We start from the raw sequence: 16,039 nt of genomic DNA, 5'->3' as shown, positions 1-16,039 counted from the left end.
CCGCATGGAAAGAAAGCTGCAGGTTCTCGCCGTGGCGGCGACCGCGGCGTCCGTGCTGACCGGCCCGGCGGCACCCGGCTCCGGGACCGCCCCCACGCCCGAGGCGAAGATCGTCGCCACGGGCCTGAAGGATCCGTACGAGCTGGTCATGGGCCCCGACGGGCACCTGTGGCTCACGGAGAAGAGCGGGCTGAAGGTCAAGCGGGTCAAACCGAACACCGGCGCGGTGAGCACCGTACTGGACCTGTCCGGCCAGGCGGTCCATACCCCGACGAGCAAGGACGGACTGCTCGGACTGGCCTTGCACCCCGACTTCGGTAAGGGGAAGGGCACCGACTACGTGTACCTGTCCTACACCTACAGGGGCAAGAACGGGAACAACACCAAGCTCACCCGCTACACCTGGGCCGACGGCAGACTGACCGGCGCCCGTGACATCCTCACCGGGCTTCCATCCAGCATCGATCACCAGTCCGCCCGCCTGCGGTACGGGCCGGACGGCATGCTCTACTACACGATCGGCGACCAGGGCAACAACTACGACACGCGTCACTGCCTGCCCAACCACGCGCAGACCCTGCCCACCAGTGATCAGGTCGCCGGCCGGAACTGGACGGCCTACCAGGGCAAAGTGCTGCGGATGACGCCCGACGGCTCGATCCCCGGCGACAACCCCGTGATCGACGGGGTGCGCAGTCACGTCTACGCCTACGGCTTCCGTAATCCCGACGGGATGGTCTTCAAGGGCGGACGGCTGTTCGTGGCCGACCAGGGGCCGAGCACCGACGACGAACTCAACGAGATCAAGGCGGGAAAGAACTACGGCTGGCCCTACATCGCCGGATACAAGGACGACCAGGCTTACGTCTACGGTGACTGGGCCAAGGCGCCCGACTGCGCCAAGCTGCCCTACGACCCCAACAAGATCCCTCCGCAGGTGCCGCAGACCAAGGAGAGCGCCTTCACCCAGGCCGCCCAAGGCCCGCTGACGACGTACGGCACGACCGTCAGGAACGGCCACGACTTCGGCCTCACCCCGCCGTGCACCGAGGAGAAACTCGCCTACATGTGCTGGCCCACCCTGGCGCCCTCAAGCGTGGAGGTCGCGGGCGACGACCTGGTGGTCGCCATGCTCAAGGAAGGCATCGTCCACCGGGTCTCGGACAAGGGCACGACCAAGGACAAAAGGTATCGGACCATCAATCGCTACCGCGACACGGCCATCAGCCCCGATGGCGGAACCCTCTACATCGCCGTCGACTCCGCCGGGGTGACCAGGGACCCGCGCGGAGCGCCCACCACTCACCTGGCCGACCCCGGCGCGATCCTGGCGGTGCCGTACCAGCCCTGACCGGCGCCGGGCCGTGACCTCACGGACGTCGGCCGGAACACGACAAGGAGGAGATCATGAACGAGCGGAACGAGCCCGCGGAGGTTCGCCGGGAACCGGCACACGACCACGACGGGCAAGCCACCTGGCACAGACCCTCCTACCGCGTCATCGAGGCGTCCATGGAGGTGTCGGCCTACTTCCTGGCCGACCGATAAGCCGTCGCCCGCGGACCGGCCGGGCGTCGAGGTGACCGCCGAGGGAACGGTGATCGAACTGTGCGGGACTTCGAGGCCGAGTTGCGGGCCGTGGTCAGGAGCCGCTACCACGACCTGCACCCCTTCAACCAGCGCATGCACACGGGGCTGCTGTCCCGGCGGGAGTTGCGCGGGTGGATACTCAACCGTTTCCACTACCAACGGCACCTGCCGATCAAGGATGCGCTCATCCTGGCCAAGCTGGACCACCCCGACCTGCGCCGCCTGTGGATCCGCCGCATCGTCGACCAGGACGGCGCCTCCGACGGGGAGGGCGGCCTTGAGCGCTGGCTCCACCTGGGCGAGGCGGCCGGGTGCGGCCGGGAGGAGATGTGGTCCGGCCGGGCGGTCCTGCCGGGGGTCCGGCTGGCCGTGGACGGATACGTGAACCTCTGCCGGCACGGCAGCGCGCTGGAGGCCGTGGCGGCCTCCCTCACAGAGCTCCTCGCCCCGGACTTGATGAGGACCCGGATCGCCGCGTTCGAGAGGCACTACCCGTGGATCGACTCCGACGGGTTGCGGTACTTCCAGGTCCGCGTCGACCAGGGGCGCGAGGACGGCGAACAGGCGCTGCCTCTGGTGTTGTCCTGGGCCCGCGGCCCCACCGAACGGCAGGCGGCGATCAGAGCGCTGGAATACAAGTGCGAGGTGCTGTGGACGCTTCTGAACGCGGTCGAGCGGGCCTACCGATGACCTGGCGTCCGTCGCTGAGCCCGGGTGCGCTGCTACGACACTGCCCGGTACGGCAGGCGGACCTGCTGATCGTGCCCGAACGGATCGTGGTGCTCAACGCCGAGGCGGCCGCCATCGTAGGGCTGTGCGACGGGCACAACACCGTCGAGGAGATCGTCGCGCGATTCCCCCGCGAGGTCTTCGCCGACGTCACGGAGTTCCTCCGGGACGTACGCGCCCAGGGATGGATCCGGTGAACGGGCCATGGGCCATGCTGGCCGAGGTGACCCACGGCTGCCCGCTGCGCTGCCCGTACTGCTCCAACCCCACCTCCCTGGTGACGAGGTCGGCGGAGCTGGACACCGCCACCTGGGTCCGGGTCTTCGACGAGGCCGCCGCGCTGGGCGTGGTCCACGCCCACCTGTCCGGAGGGGAACCACTGCTCCGTGGCGACCTGGCCGAGATCGCCGCGGCGGCGGCCTCGGCGGGTGTCTACACCCAGCTCGTCACCAGCGGTGTCGGCCTCACCCGGGAGCGGCTGGCCGAACTCGTGCGGGCCGGGGTGCGCGGTGTCCAGCTGTCCACGCAGGCCGCCGACGCGGCGGCCTCCGACCGCGTCGCCGGCCGCCCGTCCTTCGCGGAAAAGCGTCGGGCGGCGGCGCTGATCGTGGAGGCCGGTCTGCCGCTGGGCCTCAACGTCGTGCTGCACCGGCACAATCTGGACGCCATCGACCAAATCGTGGAGCTGGGCATCGCCTGGGGGGCGCAGCGCGTCGAGCTGGCCAACGTCCAGTTCTACGGCTGGGGCCTGGTCAACCGGCGCGCCCTGATGCCCACGCGAGCCCAGCTCGCCACGGCGAGGGAGAAGGTGGAGCGATGGCGCCGCCGCAGTGACCTTGAGCTGATCTGGGTGGTTCCCGACTACTTCGACGGCACCGCCAAACCCTGCATGGGCGGCTGGGGGACGCTCTCCCTGACCGTCGCACCGGATGGGCGCGCGCTGCCGTGTCCAGCCGCCTACTCCCTCCCCCTACGGCCGCCCAACGTGCGCGAGCACAGCCTGGAGTGGATATGGCGGGAGTCGGAGGCGTTCAACGCCTACCGCGGCACCTCCTGGATGTCCGAACCGTGCTCCGGCTGCCCCCTCAGGCACCGGGATTTCGGAGGCTGCCGCTGCCAGGCGTTCGCCCTGACCGGCGACGCGGGCCGTACCGACCCGGCCTGCTCCCTCTCGCCCGATCACCACATCGTCAGCGACCTCACCACGGACCAGGACGACACGTTCGTCTACCGCTCCCACTCCCGCCGCGCCCGCTGAAACAACGGCCTCGCCGACCGCCGAACCCGCGAGGCGGCCGATCGACACGGCGGCACGGGTTCGTCGTTCCTGTCAGCCCGTCGCCACCCCCGCATGGCGCTTCGGCGTTTCTCCAGTTCGGAGAAACGCGACACCGGCAAGGGCCCGGTCGCCGCCGTCCGTGTCCGACCGGAGCGGATGACCCCTGCGCAGGCGCCTGGCGCAAAGTTTGACAAACCTTCCCAAAACCTAATTTAACTATTCAAACTCTGCGATTTCCGTAGGAGCTCTCCTTGGCGGGTTTCCGAGGCTCTTCGGAAAGCAAGTTCTGAGCGGATCCCACCTCTATCCGGAAACAATGCAGATAGCTCACGCTCTCGATGAGCGTCCGATAAAGTGACGCCCAAGGGCAGCTCTTGATCCTCTGAAGACAGCCCTGTTCCCCGGTGCCAGGGATGAGCTCTTCTGCGCGGAACCACTGGCTCGACTCCCCACACACGCGGGGAAGGAACGGCCGTTCGGACTCGGCCCGGACGACCGCCCACAACCAACAAAAGCCGAAAAAGCAAGTGGCCCTCGCTGCAACGAGGGCCACTCCGCTCCCGCTTGTGTTGGCCAAAGGACGCGACATCCCGCAGACACAGAAAAGAAGCATCTTGAGTCTAGACAACTCGACGGGCCCGAATGACCCGTTGCACGCGCGGACGGCGCTCACCTTGGCCGCTGCGACCGTCATGGCCGCCTGCACCGCCATTTCCTCGTGGTCCATAGTCGACCACGCCCTCGGCGAAACCGACGGACCACTCGCCCCGCTCTCCACCGCGCTCGTAGCAGGAGGAACAGCCTTCATGAAGTCGATCGACTGGCTCCGCCGCAATTTCCGGTGAGAGTCATCCCGACCTCCCTGGCCCCTTGGGCGAAGGCGGCCAAGGGAGGTCACCACCCTCTTATCTGTCACGCCCTCGACACCGCCGCCGTCGCCGAACGGCTGATCGAGCCCCTCATCGGGCCTCGGTGCCGCAGTGAACTGCGCGCGGCCTTCGAACCGCTCGGAGAGCCGGACGCGTGGATCGCCCTGTTGTGCGGTCTTCACGATCTTGGAAAGTTCAGTCCCACCTTCCAGGGGCTCAACGTCGAGCTCGCCCTGGAGAGGTTCGACGAGTCCACCGCGGCGGACCTGAAAGCGGTGCGGAAGCGGTCCGGACTGGGCGGGCGCGTCGACACCCCGCACGGTCTCGTGACGGCCATGCACATGAAGGACCTCCTGCTCCGCTGGGACGCCTCCATGGACACGGCCGAGACGATCGCCGTCACCCTCGGTGGACACCACGGCCACTTCCCCAACGGCGCCGCCCTGCGACAGGCACGGCAGGAGGTCAACAACCACGGAGGCCAGACCTGGGAGGGATGGCGTGACGCCTTCGTCCGTGAGGTCGCCGCGGCCCGTGGCCTGCCGGACCCCGCCGGACTGCCATGGTGGGACGTACACCTGAGCACGGCGGCGGCGGTCGGGTTGGCCGCCCTGACCACGGTCAGCGACTGGATCGCCTCCGACACCCGCGGCTTCGCCTACGCCGACCCTTCCGACCCGATGACCTACGCCGAGGAGGCCGACCGGCAGGCGGCCGCCGCCGTCGAGGCGCTCGAACTCCGCCCCTGGTCTCCTCCCGCCTCGTTCACCGCGTTGTTCCCGAAGAAGTCGCCACGACCGGTGCAGGCCGTCGTCGAACGACTCACCGCCGACCGCCGCGAGCCCAGTCTGGTCATCGTGGAAGCCCCCACCGGGGAGGGAAAGTCCAAGGCCGCCCTCCAGGCCGCCGCGGCTCTCATCGGCAACCTGGACCTGACGGGTGCCTACGTCGCGATGCCGACCCAGGCGACGAGCAACCAGATGCACAGGGAGCTGGAAGAGCTCCTGGAGAACCTGGAGGATGACCGGACCAGGGCACGGCTGATCCATTCCAACGCGGGTGAGTATCTGGCCGAGCTGAACCTCACCCCCACCGACGTCGGCCGGGACGACCCGGAGGATTCCGATGTCCAGGCCAAGGAGTGGTTCACCCGTAAGAAGAGCCTGCTGATCCCGCTCGGAGTCGGCACGGTCGACCAGGCGTTGAAGGCCGCCATCCGATCAGGGCACTTCTTCGTACGGCTGACCGCCCTGGCCGGGAAGGTCGTGGTGATCGACGAGGTTCACGCCTACGACGTCTACATGTCGACCCTGCTGGACCGGCTGCTCGCGTGGCTCGGACGGCTGGGGACGTCAGTGGTGATGCTGTCGGCCACCCTACCTTCAGAACGAAGGGATGAGCTGGTCGCGGCCTGGCAGTCGGGCCTGATGCGCTGCCTGCCCGGGGAGACGCCCAAGATGGAACCGTTCACCGGGTATCCCCGGGTGACGCTGGCGGGGGCGGGAAAACCCGCGGTCGAGGCGGCGGGCCTGTCCGAATTGAACACGGGGCGCAAGCTCCGGCTGACGCGCGTCGGAGACGACGACGTGGTCGACTGGGCGCTCGACCAGGTGGCGAACGGCGGCTGTGTGGCCGTCATGCACAACCTGGTCCGCAGAGCCGTCGCCACCCACGCCGCTCTTGAAGAGAGGATCGCCAAGCTTCCCCTGGAGGAACGTCCTCGTCTTATCGCGATCAACGGCCAGTTACCGGCGGGCGTGCGCCACGCGATTGAGACCGAACTCAAGACCGCGGTAGGTCGAGATGGGAAACGACCGCCGAAGATGATCGTGGTCAGCACCAGCGTTCTGGAGCAGGGGTTGGACCTCGACTTCGACGCCATGCTGACCGACCTGGCGCCGATCGACAACCTCATCCAGCGGGCCGGACGAGTGCACCGTTTCAGCACGGATCCCTCACGCGGCGAGGCCGTACTGGCGATCACCGGGGTGGACGACACCGACGAGGGACCGCGTTTCCCGCGCTACCTCCACACGGTCTACGCGCCGATGACGCTGATGCGCACCTGGGCACTGCTGCGGGAGCGGACCACGCTGGACATGTCCGCCGAGGTGTCCTCGCTGGTCGACGCCGTGTACGGCCCTGCGGAAGCGATCGTCTGTCCCACCGGATGGGAGGACTCCTGGCAGGTCGAGGCCGAGAAGCTGGCCGTCCAGCGGAGAAAGAGCGAGCACGACGCCCGGCTGATGTATCTCCCGCACCCCACCACGGTCACCCATCTCGGTGAACTGACCACTCACGGCAAGAGCACACGTCAGACGCGGAAAAGGTGAGACTACGGTGGACCCCCTTCTCACGGTCGACGTCGTGCTGTTCAGAGCGACGCGGGACGGCCGGTTCGTCCCCGTCGGAGCCGACCTTCCACTCGACCTGACCGACCCCGCCGAACCGACGGAGGACCTCCTGCGCGCGCTGGACGGCGCATCCGTCTCGCTGGCCGCTGGACCTGACCTTCCCGCCGAGGTCGTACGAGCTGTCGCCGCGACACCCGTGCCGAGGCTCTTCCAGAGTTCTTCCTGGTTGTACCGACACAGAGCCGTGGTCCTCACCGACGACAGGTGTGTCATCGGCGGTCATGTCCTCCACTACAACGACCTGTTCGGTCTGTACGTGACGGAGGTCGAGCCGGAATCCGCCACCGCCGTGACGGTGAGGGACACCGGTACGGAGTGCCCCGCCATCGCGACGGCGTCCTTCGATCTCCTCACCCGGCCCTGGATTCCGGTCGTTAGAGACGACGGGGAGACAGGACGGCTGGGCCTCAGGGACGTCGTCCTGAACGCGCACACGATCCGGCAGGTCACCGCCGAGACTCCGACGATGACCGCGGCGCTTCACCGACTCCTCTTCGCGTTCTTCCACCGCGTGTACGGCCCGGAGAGCGAGGCGGCCTGGCAGGAGCTGTGGATGACGGAGCAGCTTCCCGCCGAGGCGTTGGACACCTACCTGCACCGGCATCGTCATAGATTTGACCTGTTTCACCCGGAAGTGCCGTTCATGCAGTGCGCGAAGCTGGCGTCCCTGACTCCCGCCACCGCCGCCAAGCTCGTTCCCTACCGAGCGGTCGGCAACAACGTGACGCTCTTCGACCACACCACTGCCGCCGACCGGGTGACGCTCTCCCCGCAGGAGGCGGCGCGCTGGTTGGTGACCGTCCAGGCCTTCGATCCGGGCGGTATGAAGACGCCGTACGAGAAGGACAAGTCGTCGGAACGCGCGCCCTGCAACGACTTCGGCGTCGTGGTGGTCGAGGGCGAGAACCTCAAGGAGACGTTGCTGCTCAACGCCCTCGTCTACTGGCCGGACCACCAGAAGCCCATGATGACCACTCCCGACGACCGGCCGGTGTGGGAGGAGGAGACCGGGCCGTCACCGCGACCGGACAAACGTACGGCGCGCGGCTGGACCGACCTGCTGACCTGGCCGTCACGCCGTGTTCTGCTGTCAGCCACCGGCTCCGGGGAGAACACCCTGGTCGAGGGGGTGGTCATCACCCCCGGGACACGCCTCGACGCGAGTCTGGTCGACGAGGAGTGGATGGCGGCCTTCCGCCGCCCCCGAGACGCCAAGGGGAGGTTCAAGAAGGACGCCCCCGTGCTTCCGGTCAGACTCCATCCGCTGCGCGGCGTGTGGCGGCACAGTGTGGAGCTCCTGATCACCGACGTATGGGAAGAGGGTAAGAACCGGCGGCGTCCGGCCGCCCTCGACCAGATCTCCGAGCTGGCCGAACGTCGGCTCATCCCCCTGAACGCCGTCTACACCCTGCGTGTCTTCGGCCAGCGACTCGACTCCAAGGCGTCGGTGATCGAGGCGTGGATGGAGGAGAGAGTTCCCGCGCCCGTTCCGCTGTTGCGCGCGAAGGACGAGAACCTCGGCGCGATCATCGGCCACGCGATCGCGCTGGCCGACGACACGGGCTCCGCGCTGCGCTCGTTCCAGGCGGAGTACCGCAAGGAATTCCGTGACACCACGACGCCCGATATCGACCACCAGTACTGGCCACGCCTCTCCCGCCCCTTCGGCGCCTTCCTGGTCGCTCTCGGCGACGCCCGAGACAAAGACCGCTCTGAGCTGCCCGCCATCCAGGCGTGGGCCCGGCAGGTGAAGCGTCTCGCCGCCACGGTCGCGGACCGCTGGGTCGCCGGTTCACCGGCGCGGGGACGCGCGATGGTCGCCCTCGGCAAACACCACGGCGTGTTCCACTCACGGCTGGCGGTGTCGGAGCGCACGTTCCACGCCAAGATCTTCGCCTACACCACGGGAAAGGAGGGCACGGATGTCTGACTCACCCCACGATCGACGTCACGTCTACATCAGACATCTCCGCGGCCTGGAGAAGGCACTGCGCTCCGAGAACCGAAGCGCAGCCGCCGAGGCGCGCCGGTCACTCGCCCATCTGCGGTACGGCCTCGTCGAGGATAAACAGCACCAGGCATCCGTGGTCGCGTTCCGGCGCGGCCAGCCCCAGGACTCGGAGGAGGAGAAGATCTGGCTGCTGCTCGGAGGGCTGTTCGCGCTGCACCCGCTGGATTGGGCGAACCCTCCTCGCCCCCGCTCGCTGGGCGCCTGCCTGGGACGGCTGCAGAAGAAGCTGGACAGCCCCAGGGTCGAGCGGCGACTCTCCGCGCTTCTCGCCATGGACCGTGACTCCCTGCCCCACCATCTGCGCCAGACGATCCAGCTGCTGTCCAGCCACGACATCCCCGTGCACTACGAGCAGCTTCTCGACGACCTCGTCGTGCTCCTCGGCAGGAACCATCGTGGCGACCTGGCCAGTGACGTGCGCCTGCGCTGGGCCCGCGAGTACCACATGCCGGTCTCGGCCGAGACGCCCCAGGACTCCCCCGATCTCCCGGAGACAACCGAATGATCATCGAACTGCACCTGCTCCAGTCGTTCCCCGTCAGTAACCTCAACCGGGACGACATCGGCCAGCCCAAGACAGCCACCTTCGGTGGGTACACCCGCGCGCGCGTCTCCAGCCAGAGCATCAAGCGCGCGGCTCGGCTGCTGTTCGAGGAGTACGGCCTGGACAGCTCCGAGGTCGGTGTCCGTACCAAGCGGCTGCTCGACAGTGTGGTCGAGCGTCTGGTCCAGGCTGACCGCGACCAGGAAGAGGCACGGGTGGTCGCCATGGCCGCCATCCAGCAGCTCGGCTTCGGGCTGGACCCGGTCAGGGGGCTCACCCAGTACCTGCTCTATGTCGGCCGGGAGTCGATCAACCAGCTGACGAGCTACTGCCTCAGCGAGTGGGACGCCCTGGAGAAGTTCGCCGCCGCCAGGACCAAGGCCCAGCAGGCGAAGGTCAAGCCGGACAAGGCGGCGCAGGCCGAGGTGCGCCGGATCCTTGACGCGAGCCGGGCCGCCGACGTCGCGCTGTTCGGGCGGATGATCGCCGACAACAAGGATCTCAACGTCAACGCCGCCGCCCAGGTCGCCCACGCGATCTCGACACATGTCGTCGCCACCGAGTTCGACTTCTACACGGCGGTCGACGACCTGAAGCCCGACGACGAGTCCGGGGCCGACATGCTTGGCACGATCGACTTCAACACCGCCTGCTACTACCGGTACGCCAACGTCGACCTGGCGCAGCTGGCGGAGAACCTCCAGGGCGACGTCGACCTCGCCGAGCGCACCGCGCGTGCCTGGCTGCTGGCGTTCGTCAACGCCGTGCCCGGCGGCAAGCAGAACTCGATGTCGGCCAGGACCATGCCCGACACCCTGCTCGGTGTGGTGCGGGAGCGGGGAGCCTGGAACCTCGCCAACGCCTTCCTCAAGCCGGTCACCGACAACGACCTCATGGACGGCTCGACCAGGCGGCTCGTCGGGCACTTCGCCAGGCTCCGTGGTTTCTTCGGCTCCGACGGAATCCGTACGGCGGTCGCGGCATCGGTGTCCGGGGAGATCCCCGAGGTCGAAGGAGTGCTGACCGTGGACAGCCTCGACGCCTTCGCCTCCGCCGTGCTCACCGCCGGGGAGTACGGTCGGTGACGCGCGACGACGTGATGTCCCTGGCGCTGTGCTTCGACGCGCCGATGCAGTCGTGGGGAATCAGGTCGCACGGCATCATCCGCGACACCATGCCCGAACCGACGAAGTCGGGGGTCGTGGGCCTGCTGGCCGCCGCGCTGGGCATCGACCGGAACGACGACATGGCCCTGGCCGTGGTCGCCGGGCTCCGCCTGGCCGTACGGGTGGACCGGGAGGGGGTCATGGAGCGGGACTATCACGTCACCCAGAACGTGCCGACCACGCAGGGCACCGGGCACCGTACCGTCGTGAGTGAGCGTTACTACCTGGCGGACGCGCTCTTCCTGGTGGTGCTCGAAGGTGGAGAACGGATACTGACCAGGGTGGCCGAGGCGGTGGAACGGCCGCACTGGCGGCTGTCCTTCGGTCGCAAGGCGTATGTCCCCGCCCGCCCGCTCCTTGCTCCCGGGGAGGGACCTGTCGCCCTGGGCGCGGAAGAAGTGCTCAAGAAGTACGGCTGGCTTGAGCCCTCCCCACGAACCCGTGCGTGGATGAAGGGGCAGACGGAGCGCCCAGGGCTGCGCACCATCGTGGAGTGCCCGCCAGGGCTGGCCGGTACGGAGGTCCGTCACGACCAGCCACTCAGCTTCGCCGAGGGCAACAGGCGGTTCGCGTCCCGTGCTGTCCTGATCGGCGAGGTCCCGCTGACCGACGGCATGATCCCTGCGGGAGAAACGCTGTGTTCCTGACCAAACTCACCATCAACCCCCAGTCTTCAGCCTTCCGACGGGACACCTCGGATGTCCACGACATGCACAGGACGGTGATGTCGGCCTATCCCGAGCTGCCACCGACCACCGTCTACCGCAGCACACACGGTGTTCTCTGGCGTGTCGACGAACTCCCCGGGGGGCGGATCGTCCAGTACGTGCAGAGCCAGACCGCCCCGGACTGGAGTCACCTCTCCGAGGGAGTGTTGCTGAGGCCGGCGGAGGTGCGCCCTCTTCAGCCTCTGCTTGAGTCGATCCGGCCGGGCAGGAAGCTCACGTTCCGGCTGATGGCCAATCCGACCCGCTGTGTCCAGCGCAGACGCATCCCCCTCCGGCAGCCCGCCGAGCAGGTCGAATGGCTGGTCGGCAAGGGCGAGCGGCACGGGTTCGTCGTTCCCGTGAACCGTCAGGGCACGCCCGACGTGGTTCCCACCCCCGCTCCCAGGCTGGTCGGGAAGAAGCGGAAGGCGCAGCGCATCATCATCGATCCCGTCCGTTACGACGGTCATCTGGTGGTCACCGATCTCGATGCCTTCACCGCCGCGCTGGTCAACGGTGTCGGGCGTGCCAAGGCGTACGGCTGTGGCCTGCTCAGCCTGGCTCCTGCGCGTTCCATCCCCTCCTGAGGCCGCGGCTTCTGAGGCCGCGGCGCAGGTGATCCAGGCCGGCTCGGATCTGGAAGGCCGTACCGAAGCGACCGGCTGGGGTCAGTCGCCGGTGAATTTTGGGGTTCTGCCCTCCTGGATGGAGGCGAAGCCCTCCCTCAGGTCCTGGGTGCCGAACATCAGTTGGTAGCCGCGGCGTTCCAGGGCTATTCCCGCCTCGAAGGAGGTGTCCAGGCCGAGGCGGACGACCTCCTTGATCTGCCGTACGGCCAGTCTGGGGCGGGAGGCGATCAGGGCGGCCAGTTCCACGGCCCGGTCGATGGCGTTTCCGGCGACCACCTCGGAGACGTAGCCGAGCCGGTGGGCGTCGTCGGCGCTCATCGGGGCGCCGGTGAGCAGGGCGTACATCGCGTTCTGCCGTCCGATGGCCCTGGGCAGGCGCTGGGTGGCGCCGCCGCCGGGGACCAGGCCGATGGTGACCTCGGTCTGGGCGAAGCGCGCGTTCTCCGCGGCGATGACGAAGTCGCACTGGAGGATGAACTCGTTGCCGCCGCCGAAGGCGTCGCCGTTCACGGCGGCGATCACCGGCTTGCCGCTGTACCAGAACGCCTGGTGGGTGTAGGCGCGGATCGCGCCGACCACGTCGCGTCCTGCCTGTTCGCCCAGGTCGGCGCCGACGGCGAAGACGGTGTCGCCGCCGGTCAGGACGATGGCACCGACGTCGTCGTCCTTGTTGAGCTCCTCGACGGCCGCGGCGAGCAGTTCACGTACCTCGGTGTTGAGCGCGTTGCGCACCTCCGGCCGGTTGAGCCGGATGATCGCGACGCCGTCGCGAGGCCTTTCGATCTCGACAACTGCCATGGGTGACTCCTGGCCTTTCCTACGCCCGGCGAGGGCGTCAGTGATGGGACTCGAAGGTGTCCATGTTGGGGTTGTTCCTGAGCTTTCCGAAGATCTCGGAGCCGGTGTTGATCCAGTGCGGCGCCTCGGGCGTTCCGGCCTCTCCGTCGAGGTCGGCGACGCCGATGAAGCAGACCATGAACCAGATCAGTTCGGCGGCGAACATCTCCGGGTGTCGCTGTGGATCGCGTCCGCCGACCCGCCGGGACCACTCGGCCATGGCCGTGTCCAGGTCGATCCGGAAGCCGAGGGTGTCCTCGGGGACGTCGGTGTCGTGGAAGATCACCAGGATCCGGTCCTTGCCGTCCTCGACCGTGTGCCGTACCTCCTCGAAGGTGAAGGCGGGCCAGAAGGGACGGTCGTGGAGGTACTCGTCCTCGGTCGGCGTGTGGGGGGCGCGGCGGTTGGTGCGGTAGCGGTCGCTCAGCAGCGACCACATGCTGTCCCTGATCACCTCGGGCAACGCCCGGTCACCGGTGGATTCGCCGTTCACCGTGCGTACACCTCCTCACTCGTCGTTTCCCCTTCGGGAGAGCCCCCTGCTGGAGAACCCCCGGTCGGTGAACCCCCCGCTGAAGGGGCTTCGGTCAGTTCGGCCTGGATGCGGGCCTTCATCCGCATCACCGCGCGGGGCGCGTTGACGCCCGCCGCGGCGACGATCCGGCCCTCGCGGAGGTAGGTCACGAACGGGTACCCGCCCGCCCCTGCCTCCTCGACGTGGACCTCGTCGTGACCACGGGCGTGGCCGACCATCTGGTACTTGAGGCCGTACTGGTCGGACCAGAAGTAGGGCACGTCCGCGAAGGCGGGCGGCCGCCTGTCCTCCTGGCCGGCCAGCCAGCTCTCCACGGCGTGCCGTGCCTGCGCCGAGGCGTTGCTCCAGTGCTCGACCCGCATCCGGTGCCCGAACAGGGGGTGGCGCCAGTTGGCGACGTCCCCCGCGGCGAGGATGTTGGGCCGCGCGGTGCGCAGCGTCTCGTCACAGCCGAGGCCGTCGGACAGGTCGAGGCCGCAGCCGTCCAGCCAGTCGCAGGAGGTCACCGCGCCGAGCCCGAGGACGACCATGTCGGCCGTGCTCTCCCGCCCGTCGTCGTAGGTCAGCGTGACCGGCCCCCGCGATCCGGCCGACGACAGGGCGGTGACGGTCGTGCCGAGGCGGGTGGTGACGCCGTTGGCGTGGTGCTGTTCCAGGCAGAACCGGCCGAGTTCGGCGCCGAAGACGGCTTCCATGGGCAGTTGTCCCTGCACGATCAGTTCGACCGGCAGTTCGCAGGAGCGCAGGGAGGCGGCCATCTCGCTGCCGACCAGGCCCGCGCCGACGACCACGGTGCGGGGCCGTACGGCCAGCCGTTCCTTGATCCGTTCGGCGTCGGCGAGGGTGCGCAGGCTGTGCACGCCGGGCAGGCCGGCGAACGTCCTGGGCACCCTGGCGTTGGTCCCGGTGCAGACGAACAGGGCGTCGAAGGAGATCCACTCCTCCTTGGAGGCCCGGGTGACGAGGACCCGGTCGGCGTGCGGGTCGAGCCGCGCGCAGACCGCGCCGTCCATGATCCGCGTTCGCGGGCCGTACGGCCGTTGCACGGGCAGCCGGATCGTCTCCGCGGTGACCTTGCCCTGGATGAGTTCCTTGGACAGCGCGGGCCGGGAGTAGGGGGCCGTGCCCTCCTGGCCCCGTACCCAGACGATCCGCCCGGCGAAGCCGCGCCGTTCGAGTTCGGTGACCACGGTGTGGCCGGCGAGGGAGCCGCCGGCCACCACGATGGTCTGTGAGGTGTCGCCCACCACGGTCGATCACTCCTCCAGGGACAGGGCGAGGACCGGGCAGGAGGTGACCGACTGCCGGACCTGGGCCTGGACGGCCGGGTCGTCGGGGATCTCGTCCACGATGTGCAGGTTCAGGTCGTCGTCGATGTCGAAGACCTCGGGGGCGATGCCCATGCACACGCCGTTACCGTCGCACAGGGTTCGGTCGACAGAGATTTTCACGGTGTTTCCTCACTCGGGAGTTCAGCGGGTGGCCGAGGGTTCGGGGGCGCCTTCGACCAGGTCCACGTAGTCCTGGTAGCGCTTCAGCAGCCACTGGTTGAACTGCAGGAGCGACTCCTCCTGGAAGGAGTAGCGGCCGGGACGGCGGAAGCGGGAGCGCATGCCCTTCTGCAGGGAGGCGTCCGAGCTGGCGTCCTGCTGGTGGAAGAGGACGAGGCCGTCCTGGGCGATCTTGTAGAGCTGTTCGAACCGCGGGTGCTTGGTGGACTCCTCCGGGTAGAGGTGGCCGATGCGCAGGTTCATGTGCTCGGGTCCCGCGGGCAGGACGAGGTAGTAGAACAGGCCCTCCGGCACCGCCCCGAAGCCGAGGTTCGGGGGGATCGAGGCGAAGATGACCTGGTTGCGCTCCTTCTCGCCGAGGGTCGGGATGATCGGCAGCAGCGCCTTGGTGGTCGGGTTGAATCCGGCGTCGGCGTGGTAGAAGCCGGTCGGATGGTAGATCGCGCCCTCGTCGGGGCTGATCTCCACGAAGCTGGTCAGCCTGACGTGCGCGAAGTCGTGCAGCATGCCGTGGAGATAGGCGCTGTGGTACGGCTCGATGCCGTTCTCCAGCTGGGACTTCCAGTTCCAGGGGTTGTCGCGCAGTTCGGCCACCGGCATGCTCACCATGTCGCCGATGTGGTAGTTCTCCAGCTCGGCGGTCAGTTTGGTGAGGGTGGGCGCGAGGGGTTTCGCGTTCGGGTCGAGATTGGTGAAGACGAAGCCGTTCCAGATCTCGACCCGGTGCGAGGGGAGGTAGGCCTCTCCCTTGAGGTTCTTGAGGCCGACGGTGTCGTTCATGGAGGGCGCCGCGATGAGGTTGCCGTCCAGCCCGTAGGTCCAGGCGTGGAAGGGACAGCGGAAGAGCCTGCCGGTGTTCCCCGACCCCTCGCACACCAGGTGGGCCCGGTGCGCGCAGATGGGGCTGAGGACCCGGATCTCCATGTCCTTGCCACGGACCATCATCAGGGGCTCGTCGCCCATGTCGACGCGGACGAAGTCGCCGGGCTTCGGGATCTCGTCGACGCGGCCGAGGCACAGCCACTGCCGCATGAAGATGGCCTCCTGCTCGAAGGCGTAGAACTCCGGATCGACGTAGCACTCCCGGGGGAGGTTCCACCCGGTGGCCATGTCGTGGGAGCCGTCCTCGATGACCTTGAGGATTCGCCGGAGGTTCGCTGAGACGGGCGCCTGACCCATGACGTGGTGCTCCTTAGGTACGTGTGTGCTGACGCCGGG

At 68.2% G+C, this 16,039-nt stretch carries 16 protein-coding genes; 11 read left to right on the top strand and 5 right to left on the bottom strand.

From position 1 onward, the window contains the following. Window positions 1–4: 4 nt before the first annotated feature. The 11 genes from ABZ470_RS22890 to cas6e all read left to right on the top strand — a co-directional run bounded on the left by ABZ470_RS22890 (window position 5) and on the right by cas6e (window position 11,896). A complete protein-coding gene (locus ABZ470_RS22890) occupies window positions 5–1,351 on the top strand; it encodes a glucose/sorbosone family PQQ-dependent dehydrogenase (protein ID WP_362913639.1) in 1,347 nt (448 codons plus the stop codon). 56 nt (window positions 1,352–1,407) lie between these two features. Next, entirely contained in the window at window positions 1,408–1,548 is a 141-nt protein-coding gene (gene pqqA, locus ABZ470_RS22885; RefSeq protein WP_352014368.1) for a pyrroloquinoline quinone precursor peptide PqqA, read from the top strand. Window positions 1,549–1,608: 60 nt separating this feature from the next. Continuing rightward, entirely contained in the window at window positions 1,609–2,280 is a 672-nt protein-coding gene (pqqC, locus tag ABZ470_RS22880; RefSeq protein WP_362913637.1) for a pyrroloquinoline-quinone synthase PqqC, read from the top strand. Continuing rightward, window positions 2,277–2,516, top strand: coding sequence for a pyrroloquinoline quinone biosynthesis peptide chaperone PqqD (gene pqqD, locus ABZ470_RS22875; protein WP_362913635.1), 240 nt, complete (start codon window positions 2,277–2,279; stop codon window positions 2,514–2,516). The genes pqqC and pqqD overlap by 4 nt, the downstream gene beginning before the upstream one ends. Then, window positions 2,513–3,577: a pyrroloquinoline quinone biosynthesis protein PqqE gene (pqqE, locus tag ABZ470_RS22870; RefSeq protein WP_362913633.1), complete on the top strand. Its 1,065-nt coding sequence runs from the start codon at window positions 2,513–2,515 to the stop codon at window positions 3,575–3,577. The genes pqqD and pqqE overlap by 4 nt, the downstream gene beginning before the upstream one ends. A gap of 862 nt (window positions 3,578–4,439) precedes the next feature. Next, on the top strand, window positions 4,440–6,800 hold the full coding sequence (cas3, locus tag ABZ470_RS22865) for a CRISPR-associated helicase Cas3' (RefSeq protein ID WP_362913631.1): 2,361 nt from the start codon (window positions 4,440–4,442) through the stop codon (window positions 6,798–6,800). A 7-nt stretch (window positions 6,801–6,807) separates the two neighbouring features. Continuing rightward, window positions 6,808–8,811, top strand: a complete 2,004-nt coding sequence (gene casA, locus ABZ470_RS22860; RefSeq protein ID WP_362913629.1) for a type I-E CRISPR-associated protein Cse1/CasA — start codon at window positions 6,808–6,810, stop codon at window positions 8,809–8,811. Then, window positions 8,804–9,397 (top strand): type I-E CRISPR-associated protein Cse2/CasB, encoded by a 594-nt coding sequence (gene casB, locus ABZ470_RS22855; RefSeq protein ID WP_362778435.1) that lies wholly within the window; start codon window positions 8,804–8,806, stop codon window positions 9,395–9,397. Before casA ends, casB begins: the two co-directional genes overlap by 8 nt. Then, entirely contained in the window at window positions 9,394–10,521 is a 1,128-nt protein-coding gene (cas7e, locus tag ABZ470_RS22850) for a type I-E CRISPR-associated protein Cas7/Cse4/CasC (RefSeq protein WP_362913627.1), read from the top strand. Before casB ends, cas7e begins: the two co-directional genes overlap by 4 nt. After that, complete coding sequence (cas5e, locus tag ABZ470_RS22845) at window positions 10,518–11,249, top strand: type I-E CRISPR-associated protein Cas5/CasD (RefSeq protein ID WP_362778440.1); 732 nt, start codon at window positions 10,518–10,520, stop codon at window positions 11,247–11,249. The genes cas7e and cas5e overlap by 4 nt, the downstream gene beginning before the upstream one ends. Beyond that, on the top strand, window positions 11,240–11,896 hold the full coding sequence (gene cas6e, locus ABZ470_RS22840; RefSeq protein WP_362913625.1) for a type I-E CRISPR-associated protein Cas6/Cse3/CasE: 657 nt from the start codon (window positions 11,240–11,242) through the stop codon (window positions 11,894–11,896). The genes cas5e and cas6e overlap by 10 nt, the downstream gene beginning before the upstream one ends. An 81-nt stretch (window positions 11,897–11,977) precedes the next feature. On the opposite strand, the gene ABZ470_RS22835 is transcribed toward cas6e, so the two are convergent. From ABZ470_RS22835 to ABZ470_RS22815, 5 genes are read right to left on the bottom strand one after another with little or no spacing between them, the layout of a single operon-like run. Next, entirely contained in the window at window positions 11,978–12,736 is a 759-nt protein-coding gene (locus tag ABZ470_RS22835; protein WP_352014379.1) for an enoyl-CoA hydratase-related protein, read from the bottom strand. A gap of 37 nt (window positions 12,737–12,773) precedes the next feature. Next, window positions 12,774–13,268 (bottom strand): hypothetical protein, encoded by a 495-nt coding sequence (locus ABZ470_RS22830; RefSeq protein ID WP_362778446.1) that lies wholly within the window; start codon window positions 13,266–13,268, stop codon window positions 12,774–12,776. After that, window positions 13,265–14,557, bottom strand: coding sequence for an FAD-dependent oxidoreductase (locus ABZ470_RS22825; protein WP_362913623.1), 1,293 nt, complete (start codon window positions 14,555–14,557; stop codon window positions 13,265–13,267). Before ABZ470_RS22825 ends, ABZ470_RS22830 begins: the two co-directional genes overlap by 4 nt. 9 nt (window positions 14,558–14,566) lie before the next feature. Then, a complete protein-coding gene (locus ABZ470_RS22820) occupies window positions 14,567–14,761 on the bottom strand; it encodes a ferredoxin (protein ID WP_352014382.1) in 195 nt (64 codons plus the stop codon). Window positions 14,762–14,782: 21 nt separating this feature from the next. After that, a complete protein-coding gene (locus tag ABZ470_RS22815; protein ID WP_352014383.1) occupies window positions 14,783–16,000 on the bottom strand; it encodes an aromatic ring-hydroxylating dioxygenase subunit alpha in 1,218 nt (405 codons plus the stop codon). Between the last annotated feature and the right edge of the window lie 39 nt (window positions 16,001–16,039).

The organism is Streptosporangium sp. NPDC020072 (assembly GCF_040631445.1).
In the GTDB taxonomy this organism is placed as follows: Bacteria; Actinomycetota; Actinomycetes; order Streptosporangiales; family Streptosporangiaceae; genus Streptosporangium.
The sequence above is the reverse complement of the archived record's forward strand: the minus strand, read 5'-3'. Positions and strand labels throughout refer to the sequence as shown.

Bases quoted from the DNA above. Each gene is read 5' to 3' on its own strand.
- ABZ470_RS22890 (WP_362913639.1), top strand. From the start codon at position 5: ATGGAAAGAAAGCTGCAGGTTCTCGCCGTGGCGGCGACCGCGGCGTCC.
- casB (WP_362778435.1), top strand. From the start codon at position 8,804: ATGTCTGACTCACCCCACGATCGACGTCACGTCTACATCAGACATCTC.
- ABZ470_RS22815 (WP_352014383.1), bottom strand. From the start codon at position 16,000: ATGGGTCAGGCGCCCGTCTCAGCGAACCTCCGGCGAATCCTCAAGGTC.
- cas7e (WP_362913627.1), top strand. From the start codon at position 9,394: ATGATCATCGAACTGCACCTGCTCCAGTCGTTCCCCGTCAGTAACCTC.
- pqqD (WP_362913635.1), top strand. From the start codon at position 2,277: ATGACCTGGCGTCCGTCGCTGAGCCCGGGTGCGCTGCTACGACACTGC.
- pqqA (WP_352014368.1), top strand. From the start codon at position 1,408: ATGAACGAGCGGAACGAGCCCGCGGAGGTTCGCCGGGAACCGGCACAC.
- ABZ470_RS22835 (WP_352014379.1), bottom strand. From the start codon at position 12,736: ATGGCAGTTGTCGAGATCGAAAGGCCTCGCGACGGCGTCGCGATCATC.